Origin of the sequence: Mycobacterium adipatum (assembly GCF_001644575.1) — a bacterium.
In the GTDB taxonomy this organism is placed as follows: Bacteria; Actinomycetota; Actinomycetes; order Mycobacteriales; family Mycobacteriaceae; genus Mycobacterium; species Mycobacterium adipatum.
This window is the reverse complement of the sequence record NZ_CP015596.1, coordinates 3,484,699-3,507,617: the sequence shown is the minus strand read 5'-3', so window position 1 is coordinate 3,507,617 and position 22,919 is coordinate 3,484,699. Positions and strand designations below refer to the sequence as shown.

Genomic DNA, 22,919 nt, shown 5'->3' with positions numbered 1-22,919 from the left:
TGGGTATGGCGACCGGCTCCGACACAACCCGTTTCGACACCGAGGTCTATGCCCAGCGCGTCCGGGCGGCCGCCGCGGGCGCGGCGAGCGCCGGACTCGCCGGGCTGGTCATCACCCCCGGCTACGACCTGCGCTATCTGGTGGGCTCACGGGCGCAAACCTTCGAGCGGCTCACCGCCCTGGTGCTGCCGGCCGACGGATCGACGCCCACCGTGGTGGTGCCGCGCCTCGAGTTGGCCGCACTGCGCGAGTCCGCGGTGTCCGAAATCGGTGCCACGGTGGTGGATTGGGTGGACGGTGAAAACCCCTACGAGTTGGTCGCGCGTGCACTGCGGGGTACGCAGGTGGCACCGGTGACCGTCGCGGTGACCGACTCGATGACCGCACTGCACCTGCTGCCGCTGGCCGGCGTCCTGGGCGCGGTGCCGGTGCTGGCCACCGATGTGCTGCGCACCCTGCGAATGGTCAAGGACGCCGCCGAAATCGACGCACTGCGCAAGGCGGGCGCGGCCATCGACCGGGTGCACGCGCGGGTTCCGGAGTTTCTGGTGCCCGGTCGTACCGAGGCCGACGTCGCCGCCGATATCGCCGAAGCGATTGTCGCCGAAGGCCATTCGGAAGTTGCGTTCATCATCGTCGGGTCCGGGCCCAACGGCGCGGACCCGCACCATGAGTGCTCGGATCGGCGACTGCAGGTCGGCGATGTCGTCGTCGTCGACATCGGCGGACCGTATGAGCCCGGGTACAACTCCGACTCGACGCGCACCTACAGCATCGGGGAGCCCGACGCCGAGATCGCACGCCGGTACGCGGTGCTGCAGCGGGCCCAGGCCGAGGCGGTCCGGGCAGTTCGCCCCGGTGTCACCGCCGGTTCCATCGACGCGGTCGCCCGCGATGTGCTGGCCGCGGAAGGACTGGCCGAGGTGTTCGTGCACCGCACCGGGCACGGCATCGGCCTGTCGGTGCACGAGGAGCCATACATCGTGTCCGGCAACGAGATCACCCTCACGCCGGGTATGGCCTTCTCGGTGGAGCCCGGCATCTATTTCCCGGGCCACTGGGGCGCACGCATCGAGGACATTGTCATCGTCACCGAGGACGGCGCCGAATCGGTGAACCGGCGTCCACACGACCTGGTCGTGGTGCCGGTCTAGGGCACTCAGGCCTCGGTGCGGTCCAGCAGCGTCGAGGATCCGAGCACCCGCTCGATACGCACCTCGATGACCACCCGGCGCGGATTGACCCGCGGCGTGCGGTAGCGCTGCGCATAACGCAATTCGGCGTCGCGCACATCGTCGGGATCGCCGCTCACGGTGGCCGAACCCTCCAGGGACAACCACCGCGCACCGTCGACCTGACTGAGCACCGCGACCCCGCGCTCCTTGGCGTTGACGGCCTTCTGCGAACCGCCGGTCGTGATCACCCGGGCGATATGGGTGGTCGGGTCGAAGGTGAACCCCACGGCCACCACGTGCGGCGAGTTGTCACCGCGCAGGGTGGTCAGCATCGCGAGATGACGCTCGGTCAGGAACGCCAGCGCATCAGTGGTCAGTCGGGTGGTTGCCTTGCCCATCGGGGTCCACGCTAGCGCAGGACATAATCACTGCCATGGAGGACACGGGCTACGTCGTGATTTTCGGCGGGCGCAGCGAGATCGGCGTGCAGGTGGCCACGCGGTTGGCGCCGGGACGGACCGTGGTGTTGGCCGCCCGGCGGGCCGATGAGCTGACCGCCGAGGTCGAGGCCGTGCGGGCCGCGGGCGCGGCGGAGGTCCACGTCTGTGAGTTCGATGCCGACGATATCGGCTCGCACACCGCCGTTCTGCGCTCGATCGTCGACCGGCACGGCGCGTCCTGGAGCACGGCGGTGTTGGCGTTCGGGGTGCTCGGCGACCAGCAACGAGCCGAGCTGGACGCGGCGCACGCCGCGGCGATCGTGCACACCGATTACGTGGCGCAGGTCAGCTTGCTGACCGCACTGCTCGCACTGTCGGCCCGTGGGCCCGCGACGATGGTGACGTTCTCGTCGATCGCCGGGGTACGGGTCCGCCGCGCCAACTACGTGTACGGTTCGGCCAAGGCCGGTCTGGACGGATTCTGCAGCGGCTTCGCCGAGTACGCCCGCGTCGCCCACCACAAGCGCCTGCTGGTGGTCCGCCCCGGTTTCGTGGTCGGGCGGATGACCGAGGGAATGGCAGCGGCACCGTTCTCCAGCACTCCCGCCCAGGTGGCCGACGCCACGGTGCGCGCCCTGGCGGGCCGGCGCCGGAGTGTCTGGGTGCCGTGGCAGGTCGGCCTGATCGCCGCGGTGTTCCGGATCCTGCCCGGGCCGATCTGGCGGCGGTTGCCGCGATGACGAGTGGAGGAGCCAGATGATCGTCGTGGTCGGGATCGGGGCCGACGGCATGTCCGGCCTCGGTGCGGGAGCGCGGGCCGAACTGGCCGGGGCCACCCTCATCTACGGCGCGCCGCGGCAATTGGATCTGCTCGACGACACCGTCGGGGCGCAGCGCCGGTCGTGGCCGTCGCCGCTGCTGCCGGCGCTGGAGCAGCTCGATCCCGGCGGTGACGGCGATGTGCACGTGGTGGCCAGCGGTGACCCGCTGCTGCACGGTATCGGGGCAACCCTGATCCGCCGATTCGGCGCGGATGCGGTGCGCGTGCTCCCTCAGGTGTCCTCGGTGACGTTGGCGTGCGCCCGGATGGGCTGGTCCGTGCAGGACACCGAGGTCATCAGCCTGGTGACCGCACCGGTGCATACCGCGGTGCGCCGTGGCGGGCGCGCAGTGGTGCTCAGCCGCGACGGCAACAGCCCGGTGACGCTGGCCGCTCTGCTGGCCGATACCGGCCGCGGCGATTCCGAACTGGCCGTGCTCGAGCAGCTGGGTGGACCGGGCGAGCGGCGCCGGGTCGCTTCGGCGCGGGACTGGGCCGACGGCGCGATGGGCGATATCGACGACCTGAATGTCGTTGCGGTGCACTATCTTCCCGATGACAGGCGCTACCAGGTACTGCCCGATGAGGCTTTCGCCCATGACGGGCAGATCACCAAACAGGGCATCCGCGCGGTGACCCTGGCCGCGTTGGGCCCGCGGCCCGGTGAACGACTGTGGGATGTCGGTTCCGGCTCGGGCAGTATCGCCGTCGAATGGTGCCGCAGCGGGGCGGCGTGCACGGCGGTGGCGTTCGAGCGTTCCGAGCAGCGTCGCGCGCGTATCGCCGCCAATGTTGTCGCGTTCGGGGTGAACGTCGAGGTGCGCGGCCCGGCCCCGGCCGGCTTCGACGGCGCCGCGGAGCCCTCGGTGATCTTCGTCGGCGGCGGTATCACCGAGCCGGGTCTGCTCGACGCCTGCTTCGACCGGCTACCGGCCGGGGGCCGATTGGTGGCCAATGTGGTCACGGCAGAATCGGAGGCCGCGGTCATCGATCGCCATTCGACGCTAGGAGGCCAGTTGCGCCGGTTTCAGCACTACCGCGGCGAACCGATCGGTGGGTTCACCGGCTTCCGGCCCGCCTACCCGGTCACCCAGTGGGCGGTGGTCAAGCCGTGACGGTCTACTTCATCGGGGCCGGCCCGGGTGCGGCCGATCTGATCACGGTGCGCGGCCAGCGCCTGCTCAACCGCTGCCAGGTGTGCCTGTACGCGGGTTCGATCATGCCCGAAGACCTGCTCGCGGAATGCCCCGACGGCGCCAGGATCATCGATACCGGTCCGCTGGACCTGGAACAGATCATCGACGAGCTGGCGGCCGCCGACGCCGCCGGACTGGATGTGGCCCGGCTGCACTCCGGGGATCCGTCGATCTACAGCGCGCTGGCCGAACAGTGCCGCCGGCTCGATGCGCTGGGTATCGCCTGGGAGATCGTGCCCGGGGTGCCGGCGTTCGCGGCGGCGGCGGCCGCCGTGGGCCGTGAGCTGACGGTGCCCGGTGTGTCGCAGACGGTGACGCTGAGCCGGGTCGCGACGTTGTCCACGGCGATGCCCGAGAAGGAGACGCTGGCCGCATTGTCGGCACCGGGCAACACCCTGATCCTGCATCTGGCCGCCGCGCAGATCGACACCATCGTCGAGCAGCTCACCGCGGGGGGCTATACCGCCGACACCCCCTGCGCGGTGGTCGCGTTCGCGAGCTGGCCCACCGAGCAGGTTCTGCGCAGCCCGTTGGGCGAGCTCGCCGCCCAGATGAAGGCCGCGGGAATCACCCGCACCGCGGTCATCATCGTCGGCGATGTGCTGGCGGCGGAGGGTTTCGCCGACAGCTACCTGTACTCGTCGGGTCGCCGCCGCGGAAGCCGGCACTGAGGATGCGGGTTCTGCTGCTGGGCGGGACGGGGGAGGCGCGCGCGCTGGCCGCCCGGCTGCACCCGGATATCCCGGTCATCAGCTCGCTGGCCGGGCGGGTGCCCGACCCGGCCCTGCCGGTCGGCGAGGTGCGCATCGGCGGCTTCGGCGGCGCCGCGGGACTGGCGCAGTGGCTGCGCGGTAACGGCATCACCGCGGTGGTGGATGCCACCCATCCGTTCGCCGCGACCATCACGGCCAATGCCGCGCAGGCGGCCGCACGGGTCGGTCTGCCGCATCTGGTGCTGGCCCGGCCGGCCTGGCCGGACGGTGACGCCATCGCGGTCGGCTCCGACACCGAGGCCGCCGAGGTGGTGGCGCGTCGCGGCTACCGGCGGGTGTTCCTCACCACGGGGCGCTCCGGGACGGCGGCATTCCGGGACTCCGATGCCTGGTTTCTGATCCGCGCGGTCACCGCTCCCGAGGATGAGCTGTTGCCTGCGCACCGTGAGGTGCTGCTCTCGCGCGGCCCCTACCGCGTCGAGGGTGAACGGAAACTGCTGCGTGAGTTCGGTATCGACGCCCTGGTGACCAAGAACAGCGGTGGCGCCATGACGCGGGCCAAGCTGCAGGCCGCCGCCGAGACCGGGATCCCGGTGGTCATGGTGAGCCGGCCGGCGCTGCCCGCGGGTGTGCGCGTGGTGAACAGTGTCGACGGGGCCGTCGACTGGCTGGCCAACCTCAGATGAGGCCCAGGGTGTCGAGTTCGCGGATCGCGCGGCACGACCGCTCGGCCATCACGAGCATCATGTCGTCACCGCGTTCGGTGGAGGTCGCGAACGCCACCCCGAACACGATGATCAGCGGCGCCTGCAGCATGCCCAGGCGGTAGTCCCGCCAACAACTCTGTGCGTCGTACCCGGACACACCGAGGGCCACCAGCGCGGCGTGATAGTCGGCCACCAGGTCCCGTTCGATGCTCCCGCGGGTCACCGGGTCCAGGCTGGTGCCGGTGAAGTACGCGAGATCCCGCGCCGGCAGCCCGGAGCCCAAAGTCTGCCAGTCCACCACCGTGATCTGCGTGCGGTCCGGATCGAACAGCATGTTGTCCAGCCGGTAGTCACCGTGCAGGAGCGCGAATCGGTCGGGCTCGGTCTGCAGCCACGGTGTCACCACCGCCATCGACGCCTTCAGGGTGTCGCGGTCCTCGGCGCTCATCCGGGCGCCGAGTTTGTCCAGGGTGAGATCGGTGGCCATGGTGGCCACCTCGCCCATCCCGGAGGCCATCGCAGCGTCCGGCTTCGGCATGGCGATACCGGGGAAGTCGGTCCACTTCGGGTCGCACCAACTCGGTGCGTGCAGCCCGGCCAGGGCCCGTACGGCCAGCCGCGCCTCCGCTGCGCTGCACCCGGCGATCTGGTCGCCCTGTTCGGCGGGCGCCATATCGGCCAGCAACAGGACGAATTCGGCGCCGTCGCCCCCGATTTCGCAGTGGTAGCTGCGCGGGATGGGGATCTGGACCTGATCGGCGACATCGCGGTAGAAGGCGTGCTCGGACCGGTAGCCGATGGCCACCCGGTCACGGACGGTGTCGTCCTGGGAGGGCAGTTTGATGGCGAAGCTGCTCGGCAGGCCGGTATCGGCTCCGTACTGCACCGTCAGTCGGTAGGTGGCTCCGGTCTGACCGGTGCCGATGGGCGCGGCCTCGACGCTGCGCACATCGGCGCGCAGCACACCGCCCAGCCAGGCCGCGGTCACCTCCTCGGGGCGGCGGGGGATCGGGTGGGTCATGACGTCTCTCGCACTTCATCTACTCCGATCGCCGTGCCGAAAATGGTGTGCAGCCAGATGGTTTCCGCGCCGAGGATGAGTTCCTCGCGGGACCGCGGTCCGCCGAGGGTGAAGCGTTCGAGGAGGCGGTCATTGAGTTCGAGCAGCACCCCGGCGAGCACCTCGGCTGCGGGACCGGCGGGGGCGTTGCCGGCGGCGCGCTCGGACTCGATCATCGCCGCGATCACCGGAACGAACGCTTCCCGGGAACTGTCCCAGATCTCGCGGATCGCGCTGCTCGCCGCGCGGGCGTCCAGCATGGCGGTGAACAGGTATCGATGCGCCGCACCGGTTTCCATCAGCGCTTCGAGCATCGAGTGGATCCGCCACCGCGGCGAGCCTTCGGACGCGGTGACGATATCGCTCGCGGCGAAGACGTCGTCGTACATCGTCTCGAGCAGGGCGGCCACGGCCGCAGCCTTGTTCTCGAAATAGAAATAGAACGCCGACCGGCTGACGCCGGCGTTCGCGGCGACATCGGCGATGTTGACCGCGTCGAGGCCGTGCGCGCGCAACGCCGCGTCGAAGGCATCCAGGATGGCGGCGCGGCGCTGGTCGCTGCGCGGTGGCCGGCGCCGGTCGGTCTGCGACCGGGTAGCCGGTCCCGCGCGGCTCACGACATGGTCACCCCGTTGCATCAGCGGGACGTTATCCCCGCCTCTGACAACTGTCAACGATTCTCGACGGTTGTCAGTGCGGGTAGTTGCGGGGTGTGAAGACCGTGTCACCGTGCCGGCGGGTCTGCGAGGACCCGATGATGAGCAGGCAGCGCATGTCCACCTCACCGGGATCCAGATCGCCGAGCGCCACCACCCGCACCGTCTCGTTCGGTCCCGCGACATCGCGCCCGATCACCACCGGCGTGGCGGGATCCCGGTGTTCGAGCAGCAGTCTCTGCATCTCGCCGACCTGCCAGGTCCGCGTCTTCGAGGCCGGGTTGTAGACGGCGATCACCATGTCGGCGGCCGCGGCCGCACTGACCCGGGCGGCGATGATCTCCCACGGCTTGAGGCGATCCGACAGTGAGATGACGGCGTAGTCGTGGCCCAGTGGCGCGCCGACCCGGCTGGCCACCGCCTGCGCCGCGGTCATCGCCGGGATCACCCGGACCTCGACATCGGGCCAGTCGACGGCCTCCTCGAGCACGGCGGTGGCCATCGCGAACACGCCGGGGTCGCCGGAGGACACCACCACCACCGCCCGGCCCTGGCGGGCCAGTTCACAGGCCAGCCGGGCGCGCGCCGGTTCATCGGTGTTGTCACTGGCATGCCGGGTCTGCCCGGCCCGGGCGCCCACCCGGTCGAGATAAGGGAAGTAACCGATCAGATCGGTGGCCGCGGCCAATTCGCGGCGCGCCTGCGGGGTGATCCAGTCCAGGTCACCGGGACCCAGCCCGACCACCGCGACGCTGCCACCCCCGCGCGGTGCCGCGGCTTCGCCGGGCACCATCACCACCGAGAAGTAGGGGACCGAGGACTCGTCGACCTCGCTCGCCGCCAGCACGCGCTGCTGATCGGTGCTGGCCCGTTCCACGTAGAACGCCCGGTCGAGCCGGTGCGTTTCGGAAAGTGCCTGGCGTACTTCGGGATAGGACTTGCCCAGCTTCATGATCACGGCGGCGTCGGTATCGGCAAGCCGGCGAGTCAGCTCGGTGGCGGGCAGCGTGCCGGGCAGAATCGTCAGGACCTCGTCGCCCTGCACCAGCGGCGTCCCGGTCGCCGCCGACGCGGCACTCACCGACGTCACGCCGGGCACGATGACGGCCTCGAACCGCTCGGTGAGCCGGGTGTGCATGTGCATGTACGAGCTGTAGAACAGTGGATCGCCCTCGGCCAGCAGCGCAACATTACGACCGGCGTCCAGGTGTGCGGCGATGCGCTCGGCGGACTCAGCGTAGAAATCCTCCATCGCGCCGGCATAACCGCCGGGATGCGCGGTGGTCTCGGTGGTGACCGGATAGACCAGATGTTCCTCGATCTGTCCGTCGCGCAGATACCGCGCGGCGATCCGGCGGGCGATGCTACGGCCGTGCCGCGCGCTGTGATAGGCGACGACATCGGCTTCGCCGATCAACCGGGCCGCCTTGACCGTCACCAGTTCCGGATCACCGGGGCCGAGGCCGACACCGTACAGGGTGCCTTTTGAGGGGAGAGTCATTCGCGTTCGCTCGCAATCGCATTCACGGCGGCGGCGGCCATCGCGCTGCCACCGCGCCTGCCCGTCACCACCAGGTAGGACATGCCGCGGGGCCGGGCGATCAGCTCATCCTTGGACTGGGCCGAGCCCACGAACCCGACCGGGCCGCCCAGGACCGCCGCGGGCACCGGGGCGCCCTGGTCGATCAGTTCCAGCAGCCGGAACAGCGCGGTGGGGGCGTTGCCGATCGCGAGCACGGCGCCACCCATCCGGTCGGCCCACAGGTCGACACCGGCCGCGGAGCGGGTGCTGCCGAGTTCGGCGGCCAGGGCGGCCGCGCGCGGATCGGCGACCAGCGAGACGACCTCGTTGGCTGCCGGCAGCCGGGAGCGGGTGATGCCCGCGGCGACCATCGACGAATCGCAGAGCACCGGCGCGCCCGCGGCCAGCGCGCTGTGGGTCCTGGCAACGACATCGGAGGTGAAGGCGACATGGTCGGTGACGTCGACCTGCCCGCAGGTGTGGATGAGCCGGACGACGACGCGCGCGACATCCTCGGGGAAGCGGGTCAGGTCGGCTTCGTCCCGGATGGTCGCAAACGACTGCCGGTAGATTTCCGCAGCGTCGCGGGTGTAATCGAGCACGCCGATCACCCTACGGGTGGCGTGGCCGGTAACCGTGTCCGGTGGCCACCAGCACCTCGGCGTCCCGTGGGCTGCCGCAGGCCCGTGGGCAGCCAACAAAATGGCGATGGACCCCAGGGGTGCCCTCGGTCAACGCGGCGGCGGCGTCGGCACGGACGTCGGAGAGAGATTTGTCACACCCTGGACTGCCCGCACAGGCGCTCAATGTCAACCACGGCGAGTCCTGGTCGAACACGAGACCCAGCGGCGCCAGCACCCGCAGGGCGGCGTCGGCGACATCCTCGGTGAGGTCGCAGACGACGACCGAGCGCCACGGTGTCACCACGAGGGGCGCCTCGATGGCCGCCAGGAATTCCGCGGTGCGGGCCGGCAGCACACCCAGTGGCACCGCCGCGCCGAGGGCCACCCGGTGCGGGGCGGGGTCCAGCGTCTGCGCAATCCAGCCCACCGGCGGATGGCCGGTGTGGTGGGCATACCGGCCGACCGCCGCGGGCGCGGCAACGCCGTGATCGCTGATCAACTGTCGGGGATCGTCGAGTTCTTTGACGCGCCAACGCGTCCCGCGCACCGCCTGGAACCGCCGGGCGACCTCGACCATGGCGCTCACGGCGTCCCCGGCGGCCAGCCGCACACCGGTGTCGGCACCGGCGAGCAAGAGGATGACCCCGCCGTCGGTGATCTGGACCCCGACATCGGCGCGCAGGCCGGACACATCACCGCGGCCGTCGTCGATGGAGAACCAGAACCGGCCCGGCAGCGCGGCCAGTGCCGCGTCAGCCTGCAGCGCCCGGTCCAGAGCTGTCACCCATCCGCGCACATCGGCCAGCCCGCCGCGGCGGCCCGACAGCGGGGAGCACACGATGTTGCGCACCCGTTCGTGGGTGGGCGAGGGCAGCAGACCGGCGCCCGACAGCGCGTCGGCGACCCGGGCCGGGTCGGTGATACCGCGGATCTGCAGGCTGCCGCGCGATGTCAGTTCCAGTGCTCCGCCGCCCTGGTCGGCGGCCAGGTGAGCCAGCGTCGCAAGACCCGCCGCCGAGATCACCCCGCCGGGCAGCCGCACCCGCATGAGCGCACCGTCGGCCGCCTGGTGAACCTGCAGGGCGCCGGGGCAGGCGTCCTGATCACGGGAACGGGTCACCCGTTCACGGTACTGCGCGCACCGGAACCGACGAGAGCCGTTCAGCCGGCCCAGGCGTGCCGGTTCGGCGCCGCGTCGACCACGGGTGCGTAGCGGGCGGCATCCCCGGCGACGACGCGGCTGGGCGCGCCGTGCACATCGACCGGGATATCCCAAGCCAGGGTCACCCGGTTCAACCGCCGGAACTGATCGTCGTAGTCGGCGACCGCGTAGTGCCGGGTGGCCCGGTTGTCCGAGATCGCGACATCGCCCGGCCGCCAATTCCAGCGGACGGTGTCGGGGAGCTGCTCGTGCTGCCGTCGTGATCGGGCGTGTAGTCGTAGGTGGCCGGGCGACGACACCGACATCGTGTGTATGAGGTATGTCACAGATTTTCCTCGGCTGTCAGCTCAGGCACAGAATGCCGGTAGCGGCGCATCCGGGGGCTACGTTTCGATCATCAACCCGGTACCGCCGGTACCTCCTTCAGGAAGGAGGCCAGAACATGGCCTCACTCATCGCCATTGCCCTCGGCGTCACCCTCGTGGTCGCCGCCATCTCGGTGCCCTACCGGGACTCGTGGTACGGCCGGTGGAGCCGCTCCGACCGCTGAACCGGCGGACCACGCCGCGCCGGTGGTGCGGCAGGATTGAGCGGTGCCGACCGTGCTGCTGCTGTCTACGTCCGATACCGACCTGATCACCGCCCGCGCCAGCGGCGCCGACTATCGGTGGGCGAATCCAGCCCGGCTGCTGCAGGACGAACTCGACCGTGAGCTCGCCGAACTGCTCGACGGCGTCGATCTGGTGGTGGTGCGCATCCTGGGTGGCTACCGCGCCTGGCAGCACGGTATCGACGCACTGGTGGCCGGTCCGGTGCCCACGGTGGTGCTCTCCGGCGAACAGGCCCCCGACGCCGAATTGATGCGGTATTCGACCGCCCCGGCCGGCGTGGCATTGCAGGCCCACATCTATCTCGCCCAGGGCGGCGTGACCAACGTGGCCAATCTTCATCGGTTCCTGTGCGACACCCTGCTCATGACCGGCGAGGCATTCGACCCGCCGGTGTCCGTACCCGGTTGGGGCGTGCTGCCGCATCCGCAGACCGACGGCGACGGGCCGACGGTTGCGGTGCTGTACTACCGCGCGCAGCACCTGGCCGGTAACACCGGATACATCACTGCACTGTGCGACGCGATCGTCGCCGCCGGCGGCCGCCCGCTGCCGGTCTACTGCGCCTCGCTGCGCACACCGGAACCCGAACTGCTCGAACTGCTGGGCACCGCCGATGCGCTCGTCACCACGGTGCTCGCCGCCGGCGGCGCCACCCCGGCCGCCGTCGGTGCCGGCGGGACCGACGACAACTGGAACGTCGCCCACCTGGCCGCCCTGGACGTGCCGATCCTGCAGGGGTTGTGCCTGACCAGTTCGCGGGCCACCTGGTCGGACAACGATGACGGGCTGTCCCCTCTGGATGTGGCCACCCAGGTCGCGGTGCCCGAGTTCGACGGGCGCATCATCACCGTGCCGTTCTCGTTCAAGGAGATCGACGACGAGGGACTGATCACCTACAGCGCCGACCCGGAACGCTGCGCGCGGGTGGCCGGTCTGGCCGTGCGGCACGCCCGGTTGCGCCACGTCGCGGCCGCGGACAAACAGATCGCGCTGGTGTTCTCGGCGTATCCGACCAAACACGCTCGGATCGGCAACGCCGTCGGTCTGGACACCCCGGCGTCGGCGGTGGCACTGCTGCGCGCCATGCGCGAGCGCGGTATCGACATCGGCGAGGTTCCCGGTGTGGACGCCGGCGACGGCGACGCGCTCATCCACGCCCTCATCGAACGGGGCGGTCAAGACCCCGACTGGCTCACCGAGGAAACGCTGGCGCGCAACCCGATTCGGGTTTCGGCCGCCGATTACCGGCGCTGGTTCGCCACGCTGCCCGCCGATCTCGCCGACGCGGTGGTGCGGCACTGGGGGCCCCCGCCCGGGGAGCTGTTCGTCGACCGCACCCACGATCCGGACGGCGAAATCGTGATTGCCGGAATGACATCCGGCAACGTGGTGATCCTGGTGCAGCCGCCGCGCGGGTTCGGTGAGAACCCGGTGGCCATCTATCACGACCCCGATCTGCCGCCGAGTCATCACTACCTGGCCGCCTACCGGTGGCTGGACGGCGAATTCGGCGGCGCGGCCGCGTTCAAGGCCGACGCCGTCATCCACCTGGGCAAGCACGGGAACCTCGAGTGGCTGCCGGGCAAGACGCTGGGCATGAGCTCGGACTGCGGCACCGATGCGGCGTTGGGTGACCTCCCGCTGATCTACCCGTTCCTGGTGAACGACCCCGGTGAGGGCACCCAGGCCAAACGCCGGGCGCACGCGACGCTGGTCGACCACCTGATCCCACCGATGGCGCGCGCCGAAACCTACGGCGATATCGCCCGTCTGGAACAGTTGCTCGACGAGCACTCGAATCTCTCGGCGCTGGATCCGGCGAAACTCCCCGCGATCCGCCAGCAGATCTGGACGCTGATGCGCGCGGCGAAAATGGATCACGATCTGGGCCTTGAGGACCGGCCCGACGAGGACTCGTTCGACGACATGCTGCTGCACGTCGACGGCTGGCTCTGCGAGATCAAGGACGTCCAGATCCGCGACGGATTGCACATTCTCGGTCAGCCGCCGGTGGGGGAGTCCGAGCTGGATCTGGTGCTGGCCATCCTGCGTGCCCGCCAGTTGTTCGGCGGCGAGCACACCGTGCCCGGGCTGCGCCAGGCGCTCGGCCTCGCCGAGGACGGCGCCGACGAACGCACGGCCGTGGACGCCGCCGAAGCGCAGGCGCGGGAACTCGTCGCCGCGCTGCAGGCCTCCGGCTGGGACAGTGGCGCGGTCGGCGGGATCACCGACGACCCGGCGGTGGCCGCGATTCTGCGGTTCGCCGCCGACGAGGTGGTGCCGCGGCTGCGGGGCACCGCCGGGGAGATCGAGGCGGTGCTGCGGGCGGTCGACGGTCACTACATCCCGGCGGGCCCGTCGGGTTCGCCGTTGCGCGGACTGGTCAATGTGCTGCCCACCGGGCGCAATTTCTACTCGGTGGACCCCAAGGCGGTGCCGTCCCGGCTGGCCTGGGAAACCGGTGTGGCCATGGCGGATTCGCTGCTCACGCGGTACCGCGAGGACCACGGGACCTGGCCGCCGTCGGTCGGACTGTCGGTGTGGGGCACCTCGGCGATGCGCACCTCCGGCGATGACATCGCCGAGGTGCTGGCGCTGCTCGGGGTCCGGCCGATCTGGGATGACGCGTCACGGCGGGTGGTGGATCTGGAACCGATGTCGTTGCAGGAGTTGGGCCGGCCGCGCATCGATGTCACGGTGCGTATCTCGGGATTCTTCCGGGACGCCTTCCCGCACGTGGTGGCCATGCTCGACGATGCCGTGGCGCTGGTCGCCGGACTCGACGAGAGCCCGCAGGACAACTTCGTGCGGGCCCACGCCGCCGCGGACCTGGCCGAGCACGGTGACCAGCGACGGGCCACAACACGAATTTTCGGGTCCAAGCCGGGAACCTACGGAGCGGGTCTGCTGCAGCTCATCGACAGCCGGAACTGGCGCGACGATCAGGACCTGGCCGAGGTGTACACCGCGTGGGGCGGTTTCGCCTACGGACGGGGTCTGGACGGGGCGCCGGCCACCGACGAGATGAATCGGGCCTACCGGCGGATTGCGGTGGCGGCCAAGAACACCGACACCCGCGAGCACGATATTGCCGACTCCGACGACTATTTCCAGTACCACGGCGGCATGATCGCGACCGTGCGCGCGCTCACCGGTAAGGACCCCGCCGCCTATATCGGTGACAACACCCGTCCCGACGCCGTGCGCACCCGCACCCTCAACGAGGAGACCACCCGGGTCTTCCGGGCGCGGGTGGTCAACCCGCGCTGGATCAACGCGATGCGCCGGCACGGTTACAAGGGCGCCTTCGAGATGGCCGCCACCGTGGACTACCTGTTCGGCTACGACGCGACCGCGCACGTGATGGCGGACTGGATGTACGAGCAGCTCAGCCAGAGCTACGTGCTCGACGACGAGAACCGCAAGTTCATGAACGAGTCCAATCCCTGGGCGCTGCACGGGATGGCCGAGCGCCTGCTGGAGGCGGCCGGGCGCGGTATGTGGGCGGCCCCGGACCCGGCCACGCTCGACGGACTCAAGCAGGTGCTGTTGGAGACCGAGGGGGAGTTGGAAGGCTGACCCGTGCGCGAAGTGCACATAGGATTGCCCCATGGCTCTCACCTTCGCCGATGTCGCCACCGCCGACTATGTCCTGCTCACCACCTTCACCAAGGACGGCAGGCCCAAGCCGACCGCCATCTGGGCCGTCCCCGACGGTGACCGGCTGCTGGCCATCACCCAGGCGAAGGCCTGGAAAGTCAAGCGGATTCGCAACACCCCCCGGGTGACGGTGGCGGTCTGCGATCGCAGCGGCAACCCCAAGAGTGAGGACGTGGAGGCGGTGGCGGCGATCTTGGACCAGTCCGAGGTCGGCCGGGTCTACGACGGAATCGGCAGGCGCTACGGCCTGATCGGCAAGGTCTTCACCCTGTTCTCCAAACTGCGCGGCGGCATGAAGAACAACCTCGCGCTGGAGCTGCGCGCGGCCGACTGACGATGACCGGAAGTTATCCCGCTGGTTCCTCGACGTCCGTTCGTCACAAGGACATCGGCCGGCTGCTGCTGCGTTGCCCGGACCGTCCCGGCATCGTCGCCGCGGTATCGACGTTCCTGACCGCCGCCGGCGCCAACATCATCTCGCTGGATCAGCATTCCACCGAGGCCGAGGGCGGAGTATTCCTGCAGCGCACGGTCTTTCACCTGCCGGGCCTGGCAGCCGCGGGCGCCGAGCTGGAACGCGAATTCGCCGCTCGGATCGCGCCGGAGTTCGAGATGGATCACCGGTTCACCGCCGCCGCCACACCGAAACGGGTCGCGATCCTGGCGTCCACCGCCGACCACTGCCTGCTGGACCTGCTGTGGCGCAACCGCCGGGGCGAACTCGACATGTCGGTGGTGATGGTCATCGCCAACCATCCCGATTTGGCAGAGCAGGTCCGGCCCTTCGGTGTTCCTTTCGTGCACATCCCGGCGACCAGGGACACCCGCGCCGCGGCCGAGGCGCGTCAACTGGAGCTGTTGCGCGGCAACGTCGATCTGGTGGTGCTCGCCCGGTACATGCAGATCGTCACCCCCGAGTTTCTGGACGCGGTGGGAGCCCCGTTGATCAACATCCACCATTCGTTCCTGCCGGCGTTCATCGGCGCGAACACTTATCGGCGTGCCAAGGAGCGCGGCGTCAAACTGGTAGGGGCGACGGCGCATTACGTCACCGAGAACCTCGACGAGGGCCCGATCATCGAGCAAGACGTCGTCCGCATCGACCACACCCACACCGTGGAGGACCTGGTGCGCCTCGGCGCCGACGTCGAGCGGGCGGTGCTGTCACGGGCGGTGCTCTGGCACTGCCAGGACCGGGTGGTCCGGCACGACAACGAGACCGTCGTGTTCTGATGGGGTCATGGCTGCGACATTCGATGAGGTCTACCGCGAGAAGTACCTGCTGCTGACCACCTTCACCAAGGACGGCCGGCCCAAGCCGACCCCGGTGTGGGGCGTGCCGCACGAGGGCAAGCTGCTGATCAGCACCGACGACGGTTCGTGGAAGACCAAGAGGATCAACAACACCCCGCGGGTCACCATCCAGAAGTGCGGGGTGCTGGGCAAGGTGAAGGGGGAACCGGTCGAGGCCGTCGCGCGTAATCTGCCGAAATCGGAGACTCGGCGTGTCTTCGACATGGTCACCCGGCGCTACTGGTGGCACGCCTGGTGGTGGATTCCGCAGGCCCTGATCCGCGGCGGCGTGGACAAGGTGCACGCCGCGATCGAGGTCGTGCCGGTCGGCGAACCCTAGTCCGAGTCGAGGCTGGAACCCTTCCGGTGGCTCGTGCGTTGTCCCGATATGGCAAAGCGGTTGTTCGGGGTGTACCTGTTGGTCGAGCTGGCGGTGCTGGTCGCCCTGGTGTCGACCATCGGGTTCGGCTGGACGGTACTGGCGGTGCTGGCCACGTTCGCGGTCGGGCTGGCGGTGGCCGGTTCCCAGATCGCCCGGCATATCCGACGTCTGCAGGCGGCGCTGAACGCGCGCTCCTCCTCCGGAGAGCTGGCCACCGACAGCGCACTGGTCGCGCTCGGCGCAGTCCTGGTGGTGATCCCCGGTCTGGCCAGCTCGGTGTTGGGTGCGTTGCTGCTGATGCCCCCGACCCGGCGCATTGCGCGCCCGGTCGCGGTCGCGGCGATCGGTAAGCGGCTGGCCGGCGCCACTCCGCTGGTCATGACGTATTCGGCGGGCTACGCCGGCTACCGGGCGCCCGGCCGCACCGATTATGTCGACGGCGAGGTCATCGACGTCGTCGACACCGAACCGACCTCGGTGGAGCAGCGGACCCCCACCGCCGATTAACCTGTCACCTTCGTGACGACTCTGCTGATCAATGGACGGGTGCACAGCCCTGCCGCCCCCGACGCCACCGCCATCGCGTTCGGCGACGGTCCCGACGGGACGGTGATGTGGCTGGGCGCCGATGACACCGCCCGCGCCGAGTTCCCCGACGCCGACGTCGTCGATCTGGACGGCGCCTTCGTCGCCCCCGCGTTCGTGGACAGTCACGTCCACCTCACCGCCACCGGTCTCAGCCTGACCGGCCTGGACCTGCGCGGCGCCACGTCGCGCGAACATTGTCTGACGTTGGTGCGCGAGCATGCGCGCCGCCACCGGACCGGCATCGTGTGGGGATCGGGATGGGACGAGTCCCGCTGGCCGGACCCCACGCCGCCGAGCACCGCGGACCTCGACGCCGCACTTGAGGGCCGGTCGGCCTACCTCAGTCGGATCGATGTGCACTCGGGCGCCGCGTCGAGCGCGCTGCGGGCGAGCGCACCCGGGATCGCCGACGCCGCCGGCTTCGACCCGCAGCGGCCGGTGACCGCCGACGCGCACCACCTGGTCCGCGCCGCGGCGCGGGAGTTGCTGGCGCCGGAGCAGCGACGCGCGGCCCAACACGCCGCGCTCGATGCGGCGGCCGGCCACGGCATCGTCGCGGTGCACGAATGTGGTGGCCCCGATATCGGTGGTCTGGACGACTGGCACGCCGTGCACGCGCTGCAGCACGGCGTGCAGGTCACCGGCTACTGGGGTGAGGCCGTGCAGACCGCGGATCAGGCCCGAACCCTGCTGGCGCAGACCGGGGCCGCAGGCCTGGCGGGGGATCTGTTCGTCGACGGCGCCCTGGGCTCGCGCACGGCCTGGCTGCACGAGCCCTACGCCGACGCCGCACACACCTGCGGTAACACCTACCTGGACACCGCCGCGATCACCGCCCACCTGCACGCCTGCACCGAGGCCGGGATCACCGCCGGGTTCCACGTGATCGGTGACGCCGCGGTCACCGCCGTCACCGACGCGTTGCGTGACACCGTCGAGCGGTTCGGCGGGCCCGCCGTCGCGCGCTGCGGGCACCGGCTTGAGCATCTGGAGATGGTGAGCGCCGCCCAGGCCGCCGAGCTCGGCCGGTGGGGGGTGATGGGCAGCGTCCAGCCCAATTTCGACGCCTGCTGGGGCGGCCCGGACGGCATGTACGCCCAGCGTCTCGGGGTTGCCCGAGCGGCAACGCTCAACCCGTTTGCGCTGTTAGCATCCCAAGGCGTGCCCCTCGCCTTCGGATCCGACAGCCCGGTCACCGGCCTGAACCCGTGGGCAACGGTGCGGGCGGCGGTCCACCACCGCACTCCCGGCAGCGGGGTGTCGGCGCGGGCGGCGTTCTCCGCCGCCACCCGCGGCGCCTGGCGCGCCGGCGGGGTGCGTGACGGCATCACCGGCACCCTGGTGCCCGGGGCCCCCGCCTCCTATGCCATCTGGGACGCCGGTGACCTCGAGGTCAGCACCCCGGCGACGGAGGCGGCGGCCCGCTGGTCCACCGATCCGCGGTCCCGGGTGCCCGCATTGCCTCGGCTCGATGATGCCGCCCAGCTTCCGCGCTGCCTGCGAACCGTCCACCGCGGCGCGGTGCTCCATGGCTGAGGTGGACGCCGTCGACACCGCTGACGACACCACCGTGGACACCCCGGGCCCCGGCCGCGCCGCGCGGATTCTCGCCGCAGGCTGGCGGGTGCTGCGCGTCCGGTTGATCCGGATGACGATCTCCGTGCTCGCCGGGATGTTGATGTATCTCAGTTTTCCGCCGGTGGGCTTGTGGTGGGCGGCCTTCGGGTCGCTGGCGTTGCTGGGCTGGGTTCTGACCCGTCGGCAGACCACCCGCGCCGGCGGCTTCGGCTACGGCCTGCTGTTCGGGCTGGCCTTCTACCTGCCGTTGATCCCGTGGGTGGGACTGTTCGTCGGCACCGGCCCCTGGTTGGCGCTGGCGCTGCTGCAGGCGCTGTTCCCCGCGGTGTTCGGTCTGCTGGCCGTGCTGGTGCGCGGACTCGCGGGATGGCCGGTCTGGTTCGCCGCCGAATGGGCCGTCCAGGAGTGGCTGAAGTCGAGTGTGCCGTTCGGCGGTTTCCCGTGGGGCGTGGTCGCCTACGGGCAGACCGGCGGCCCGCTGTTGCCGCTGGCACAGCTCGGGGGTGCGCCGCTGGTGTCGGTGGCGGTGGCGCTGGTGGGCTTCAGCCTGACCGCGCTGACCCTGGAGATCGTGCTGTGGTGGCGGCGCAGCCACCCCGCGTCGGCGGGCTCGGACGCGGCCCGACCGGAAGCGGTATTGCCCGGCGTGCTCATCTGCGTGGTACTGCTGGCCACCGCGCTGGTCTGGCCCGGCGTGCGGCAGGCCGGCGCGGGCGCCGGGGAGCACCCCGCGGTGACGATCGCCGCGGTCCAGGGCAACGTGCCGCGGCTGGGCCTGGATTTCAATGCGCAGCGCCGCGCCGTGCTGGACAACCACGTCGCCGAAACCCTGCGGCTGGCCGAGGACGTGCGGGCCGGCCGGGCGCCGCAGCCGATGGTGGTGATCTGGCCGGAGAACTCCTCCGATATCGATCCGTTGCGCAACACCGATGCCGCCGCCCGCATCGCGGAGGCCGCGCGTGCCGTTCGGGCCCCGATCCTGGTCGGCACGGTGCTGGCGGCGCCCGGCTACACCCGAGAGTCGCCGGTGGCGACCAACACGGTGCTGGTGTGGGACCCCGAATCCGGCCCGCAGGACCGGCACGACAAGCGGATCATCCAGCCGTTCGGTGAGTACCTGCCGTGGCGGAGCTTCTTCAAGAAGTTCTCGTCCTACGCCGACCGCGCGGGCTACTTCCTGCCCGGCGACGGCACCGGCGTGGTCCAGGCGGCGGGCATCCCGATCGGGGTGGCCACCTGCTGGGAGGTGATCTTCGACCGGGCGGTCCGCGATTCCGTGTTGGGCGGTGCCCAGCTGCTCGCGGTTCCGGCCAACAACGCCACCTTCGATGCCGCGATGAGCGCCCAACAACTGGCCTTCGCCCGGTTGCGCGCCGTCGAACACGACCGGTACGTGGTGGTGGCGGGGACCACCGGAATCAGCGCGGTGGTCGCCCCCGACGGGCATCCGCTGGCCACCACCGAGTTCTTCGAACCCGCCTACCTGGACATGGCGGTGCGGCTGAAGTCCAACATCACCTTCGCCACCGAGTGGGGTCCGGTCGTGCAGTGGGTGCTGGTGGGCGTCGGCCTATCGGCTGTGATCGCCGCCATGCTGCACAATGGGGAGTTCGTGCGCAGACGGCGAGATGCCGCCGGCAGCACCCGGAAGGGCCCGCAGGTACCGGCCACCGGACAGGATTCGCCCGATGAGGGCAGTGAGGACGAGAGAACAGCATGAGCGATCTGGTGTCGCCGAGCCGGCGCACGCTGGTGATCATCCCCACCTACAACGAACGGGAGAACCTGCCGTTGATCGTGGGACGGGTCCATGCTGCTCAGCCGGACGTGCACGTCCTGGTCGTCGACGACGGCAGCCCCGATGGCACCGGTCGGCTCGCCGACGAACTCTCGCTCGCGGACCCCGACCGGATTCACGTCATGCACCGGGTCAGCAAGGACGGCCTGGGAGCGGCGTACCTGGCCGGCTTCGAGTGGGGTCTGAACCGTGAATACACCGTCCTGGTCGAGATGGACGCCGACGGCAGCCACGCCCCCGAGGAGCTGGGCCGGCTGCTCGCCGCCGTCGACGGTGGCGCCGATGTGGCGATCGGTTCGCGCTACGTGCCCGGCGGCACGGTCCGTAACTGGCCGTGGCGGCGCCTGGCGCTGTCACGCACGGCAAACACCTACTCGCGGGTGCTGCTGGGCGTCGACATCCGAGACATCACCGCCGGCTATCGGGCTTACCGGCGCGAGGTGCTGGAGAAGATCGAACTGTCCGCGGTGGACTCGAAGGGGTACTGCTTCCAGATCGACCTCACCTGGCGGGCCATCAATGCCGGTTTCACCGTGGTCGAGGTGCCCATCACCTTCTCCGAACGCGAGCTGGGCGTGTCCAAGATGAGCGGATCGAACATTCGCGAGGCGATGTTCAAGGTCGCCGAGTGGGGAATGCGGGGGCGCATCGATCGCGCCCGGGGCGTCAGCAGCCGGCCCGCCTCGCTGTAAAAAAACACCGCGAGCGTGCGTGTCCGCGGCCGACACACCGGGTGCCGGCGCGCGATCACGCACGCTCGTGGGTTGTGCCTGCGGCGGTATCAGCCGCGACGGCGGGTCTTGATGATGTCGAGGCGCTCCTTGAGCAGTTCCTCGAGCTCCTCCACCGAACGCCGCTCCAGCAGCATGTCCCAGTGCGTCCGGGGCGGCTTCACCTTCTTGGGCTCCGGGACGTCGCCATCGATCAGGGTGCCTTCCATGCCGTTGCGGCAGGGCCAGGTGCCGGGGATCTCGGCGTCGTCGGCGAACGGAACCTCGAACTCCTCACCGTTATCGGTGCGGTAGCGCGCCACCTGGCGGGGGGCCAGGTCATGGTTGCGGTCGGTCTCGTAGCTCACGGCGCCGAGCCGGCTGCCCCTCAGAACACGATCAGCCATCGTCAACTCTCCTTCAACACGCGCAATTCGTCCGGATGATCAACGCGGCGGACCCGCGCGAAGTTCCCGACTTCAATCCACCAGGATACGGCAGATGCTGGGCACTCCCGGTCCGGCGGTCTACAGTCGGCGCGTGACATCCGCAACGCCTGGTACATCCGCTGCGCGACGGCGCAATCGGCCCCAGCCGTGCCGCTGGTGCGGCCGCGAAGTTCCCGATGCGGGTATGGGCAGGCGGCGCCAGTACTGCCGCCAATCTTGCCGGCAGCGTGCCTACGAACAGCGTGCCCAGGTCAAGGGCACCTCGTTGGCCCCCGACGCGGTGGTGCTCACCGCCGACGAGGCTGCCGATCTGTCCGACCGCATCTATCAGGTCCGTTGCGCCGCCGAGGATGTCGCGATCGCCGCCGACGAAGGTGTTGTCGGCACGGAGTTGCGCGAGCTGTGTGAGGCACTGCTGCAGGCGGCGAAGGCCGCCGACGGCTGGCGCTGACGGACGCGGGCACCGGTCGTGACCACACCCCTTCCGCCTGACCCGCCGGACGCCGTCTGGCGATTCGGTGAGTTCGTGCTGGACGCCCGACGCTATGAGCTGCGCCGCGCCGGCCACCCGGTGCACGTCGAGCCCCAGGTGTTCGATGTTCTGACCCACCTGGTGTCCCACCACGACCGGGTTGTCACCAAGGAGGAGCTCTTCGACTCGGTGTGGGGCGGCCGGTTCGTCGGCGAGGCCGCGCTGACCAGCCGGATCAAGGCCGCCCGACGAGCGCTCGGTGACGACGGAGAATCCCAGCGCTTCATCCGTACCGTCCGGGGCCGGGGCTACCAGTTCGTCGGCACCCTGACCGAAGCCGTGGTCGCCGCGCCGGAGCAGGCCTCGCCGCCCCGCCAGCACATCGCCTTCTGCCGGGCCGCCGACGGGGTGCGTTTGGCGTATGCAGTGGCCGGTGACGGCCCGCCGTTGGTGCGGGCGGCCAACTGGATGACCCACCTCGGCTATGACATCGAGAGCCCGGTGTGGCGGCACTGGGTACGAGATCTCGCGCGTGCGCACACTTTCATCCGGTACGACGAACGCGGCTGCGGTCTCTCGGACTGGGACATCGGGGACTTCACCTTTGACGATTGGGTCACCGATCTGGAGTCGGTGGTCGAGGCGCTTGGGCTGCAGCGCTTTCCGCTGCTCGGGGTGTCGCAGGGCGGCGCGGTGGCGGTGGCCTACGCGGCGCGCCATCCTGAGCGGGTGTCGCATCTGGTGCTGTGTGGCGCCTACGCCCGCGGGCGTGCCGTGCGCGCGGTGGGGGAGGACGAAAAGCGGGCCGCGGCACTGGATCTGGACTTGGCCAGGGTCGGTTGGGGCCGTGATGATCCCGCGTTCCGGCAGGTGTTCGCCGCGCAGTTCCAGCCCGACGGCACCCGGGCGGACTGGGAGGCTTTCGACCGTCTACAACGCCGCACCACCTCGCCGGAGAACGCGGTACGGTTCCTCGACGAGTTCGGTCGTATCGATGTGCGTGACGAGGCTCAGCGGGTCTCGTGCCCGACACTCATCATGCATTCCGCCGATGACCGCCGCGTCCCGATGCGGTACGGGGAGGAACTCGCGGCACTGATCCCCGACTCCCGGCTGGTGGCGCTGAACAGCAACAACCATCTGCTCACCGGGACCGAACCAGGCTGGCAGGTGTTCCGCACCGAGCTGGCTGCCTTTCTGCTCTGATCCGCGTCGTTGCGTTGCTCCCGGCATACCTGACTCGGCTTTCTCCACCCGATCTCCAGCTAAAATTCATGCGCGCCGGGCCGCGGCGGAGCACGCTG

The 22,919-nt window shown here is 70.1% G+C and carries 22 protein-coding genes and 1 pseudogene; 15 read left to right on the top strand and 8 right to left on the bottom strand.

Translation table 11 applies throughout. The features are described from left to right. Positions 1 to 5: 5 nt before the first annotated feature. Positions 6 to 1,154 carry a M24 family metallopeptidase gene (locus A7U43_RS16635; protein ID WP_068002912.1) on the top strand — a complete coding sequence of 383 codons (1,149 nt, stop codon included), beginning with the start codon at positions 6 to 8 and terminating at the stop codon, positions 1,152 to 1,154. Positions 1,155 to 1,159: 5 nt separating this feature from the next. On the opposite strand, the gene A7U43_RS16630 is transcribed toward A7U43_RS16635, so the two are convergent. Next, complete coding sequence (locus tag A7U43_RS16630; RefSeq protein WP_067997388.1) at positions 1,160 to 1,573, bottom strand: F420-dependent biliverdin reductase; 414 nt, start codon at positions 1,571 to 1,573, stop codon at positions 1,160 to 1,162. 35 nt (positions 1,574 to 1,608) lie between these two features. On the opposite strand from A7U43_RS16630, the gene A7U43_RS16625 reads away from it, so the two are divergent. Genes A7U43_RS16625 through A7U43_RS16610 form a run of 4 tightly spaced genes read left to right on the top strand, consistent with a single transcriptional unit; the run spans position 1,609 to position 5,030 of the window. Continuing rightward, positions 1,609 to 2,355, top strand: coding sequence for an SDR family NAD(P)-dependent oxidoreductase (locus tag A7U43_RS16625; protein WP_067997387.1), 747 nt, complete (start codon positions 1,609 to 1,611; stop codon positions 2,353 to 2,355). Positions 2,356 to 2,371: 16 nt separating this feature from the next. Beyond that, positions 2,372 to 3,550 carry a bifunctional cobalt-precorrin-7 (C(5))-methyltransferase/cobalt-precorrin-6B (C(15))-methyltransferase gene (locus A7U43_RS16620; RefSeq protein WP_067997385.1) on the top strand — a complete coding sequence of 393 codons (1,179 nt, stop codon included), beginning with the start codon at positions 2,372 to 2,374 and terminating at the stop codon, positions 3,548 to 3,550. After that, positions 3,547 to 4,302, top strand: a complete 756-nt coding sequence (gene cobM / locus A7U43_RS16615) for a precorrin-4 C(11)-methyltransferase (protein WP_068002908.1) — start codon at positions 3,547 to 3,549, stop codon at positions 4,300 to 4,302. The genes A7U43_RS16620 and cobM overlap by 4 nt, the downstream gene beginning before the upstream one ends. A gap of 2 nt (positions 4,303 to 4,304) precedes the next feature. Further along, a complete protein-coding gene (locus A7U43_RS16610; protein ID WP_067997383.1) occupies positions 4,305 to 5,030 on the top strand; it encodes a cobalt-precorrin-6A reductase in 726 nt (241 codons plus the stop codon). Here A7U43_RS16610 and A7U43_RS16605 read toward each other — a convergent pair. The 6 genes and pseudogenes from A7U43_RS16605 to A7U43_RS16580 all read right to left on the bottom strand — a co-directional run. Beyond that, a complete protein-coding gene (locus A7U43_RS16605) occupies positions 5,023 to 6,072 on the bottom strand; it encodes a phosphotransferase family protein (protein ID WP_067997380.1) in 1,050 nt (349 codons plus the stop codon). The genes A7U43_RS16610 and A7U43_RS16605 overlap by 8 nt on opposite strands. Further along, positions 6,069 to 6,749, bottom strand: coding sequence for a TetR/AcrR family transcriptional regulator (locus tag A7U43_RS16600; RefSeq protein ID WP_067997378.1), 681 nt, complete (start codon positions 6,747 to 6,749; stop codon positions 6,069 to 6,071). The genes A7U43_RS16605 and A7U43_RS16600 overlap by 4 nt, the downstream gene beginning before the upstream one ends. Positions 6,750 to 6,801: 52 nt before the next feature. Further along, positions 6,802 to 8,268 carry a precorrin-2 C(20)-methyltransferase gene (locus A7U43_RS16595; RefSeq protein WP_067997376.1) on the bottom strand — a complete coding sequence of 489 codons (1,467 nt, stop codon included), beginning with the start codon at positions 8,266 to 8,268 and terminating at the stop codon, positions 6,802 to 6,804. Continuing rightward, positions 8,265 to 8,891, bottom strand: a complete 627-nt coding sequence (locus A7U43_RS16590; protein WP_068002905.1) for a precorrin-8X methylmutase — start codon at positions 8,889 to 8,891, stop codon at positions 8,265 to 8,267. Before A7U43_RS16590 ends, A7U43_RS16595 begins: the two co-directional genes overlap by 4 nt. A gap of 10 nt (positions 8,892 to 8,901) precedes the next feature. Then, positions 8,902 to 10,032, bottom strand: coding sequence for a precorrin-3B synthase (gene cobG / locus A7U43_RS16585; RefSeq protein WP_067997374.1), 1,131 nt, complete (start codon positions 10,030 to 10,032; stop codon positions 8,902 to 8,904). Between the two features lie 41 nt (positions 10,033 to 10,073). Continuing rightward, positions 10,074 to 10,319: pseudogene (locus A7U43_RS16580) on the bottom strand (TauD/TfdA family dioxygenase); the annotation flags it as partial. A gap of 348 nt (positions 10,320 to 10,667) precedes the next feature. Here A7U43_RS16580 and cobN point away from each other — a divergent pair. The 8 genes from cobN to A7U43_RS16535 are packed head-to-tail and all read left to right on the top strand — an operon-like array spanning position 10,668 to position 20,676. Continuing rightward, positions 10,668 to 14,264 carry a cobaltochelatase subunit CobN gene (gene cobN / locus A7U43_RS16570; RefSeq protein WP_067997366.1) on the top strand — a complete coding sequence of 1,199 codons (3,597 nt, stop codon included), beginning with the start codon at positions 10,668 to 10,670 and terminating at the stop codon, positions 14,262 to 14,264. Between the two features lie 31 nt (positions 14,265 to 14,295). Next, positions 14,296 to 14,679, top strand: a complete 384-nt coding sequence (locus A7U43_RS16565; RefSeq protein ID WP_067997363.1) for a PPOX class F420-dependent oxidoreductase — start codon at positions 14,296 to 14,298, stop codon at positions 14,677 to 14,679. 2 nt (positions 14,680 to 14,681) lie between these two features. Beyond that, the gene (gene purU / locus A7U43_RS16560) at positions 14,682 to 15,578 is read left to right on the top strand and encodes a formyltetrahydrofolate deformylase (RefSeq protein WP_067997359.1); all 897 of its coding nucleotides are present in this window, start codon (positions 14,682 to 14,684) and stop codon (positions 15,576 to 15,578) included. Positions 15,579 to 15,585: 7 nt separating this feature from the next. Next, a complete protein-coding gene (locus A7U43_RS16555) occupies positions 15,586 to 15,978 on the top strand; it encodes a PPOX class F420-dependent oxidoreductase (RefSeq protein WP_067997354.1) in 393 nt (130 codons plus the stop codon). Positions 15,979 to 16,026: 48 nt separating this feature from the next. Further along, positions 16,027 to 16,527 (top strand): FxsA family protein, encoded by a 501-nt coding sequence (locus A7U43_RS16550; RefSeq protein WP_067997351.1) that lies wholly within the window; start codon positions 16,027 to 16,029, stop codon positions 16,525 to 16,527. Between the two features lie 12 nt (positions 16,528 to 16,539). Next, positions 16,540 to 18,144: an amidohydrolase gene (locus A7U43_RS16545; protein ID WP_067997348.1), complete on the top strand. Its 1,605-nt coding sequence runs from the start codon at positions 16,540 to 16,542 to the stop codon at positions 18,142 to 18,144. Continuing rightward, positions 18,137 to 19,906 (top strand): apolipoprotein N-acyltransferase, encoded by a 1,770-nt coding sequence (lnt, locus tag A7U43_RS16540; RefSeq protein WP_068002903.1) that lies wholly within the window; start codon positions 18,137 to 18,139, stop codon positions 19,904 to 19,906. The genes A7U43_RS16545 and lnt overlap by 8 nt, the downstream gene beginning before the upstream one ends. Next, positions 19,903 to 20,676 carry a polyprenol monophosphomannose synthase gene (locus A7U43_RS16535; protein ID WP_067997345.1) on the top strand — a complete coding sequence of 258 codons (774 nt, stop codon included), beginning with the start codon at positions 19,903 to 19,905 and terminating at the stop codon, positions 20,674 to 20,676. The genes lnt and A7U43_RS16535 overlap by 4 nt, the downstream gene beginning before the upstream one ends. Positions 20,677 to 20,765: 89 nt before the next feature. Here A7U43_RS16535 and A7U43_RS16530 read toward each other — a convergent pair whose 3' ends face one another. Beyond that, on the bottom strand, positions 20,766 to 21,101 hold the full coding sequence (locus A7U43_RS16530) for an RNA polymerase-binding protein RbpA (protein ID WP_057165293.1): 336 nt from the start codon (positions 21,099 to 21,101) through the stop codon (positions 20,766 to 20,768). A gap of 133 nt (positions 21,102 to 21,234) precedes the next feature. Here A7U43_RS16530 and A7U43_RS16525 point away from each other — a divergent pair, with 133 nt between their 5' ends. Then, complete coding sequence (locus tag A7U43_RS16525) at positions 21,235 to 21,594, top strand: hypothetical protein (protein ID WP_068002901.1); 360 nt, start codon at positions 21,235 to 21,237, stop codon at positions 21,592 to 21,594. 18 nt (positions 21,595 to 21,612) lie between these two features. Beyond that, positions 21,613 to 22,821, top strand: coding sequence for an alpha/beta hydrolase (locus A7U43_RS16520; protein ID WP_067997342.1), 1,209 nt, complete (start codon positions 21,613 to 21,615; stop codon positions 22,819 to 22,821). Positions 22,822 to 22,919: the final 98 nt, after the last annotated feature.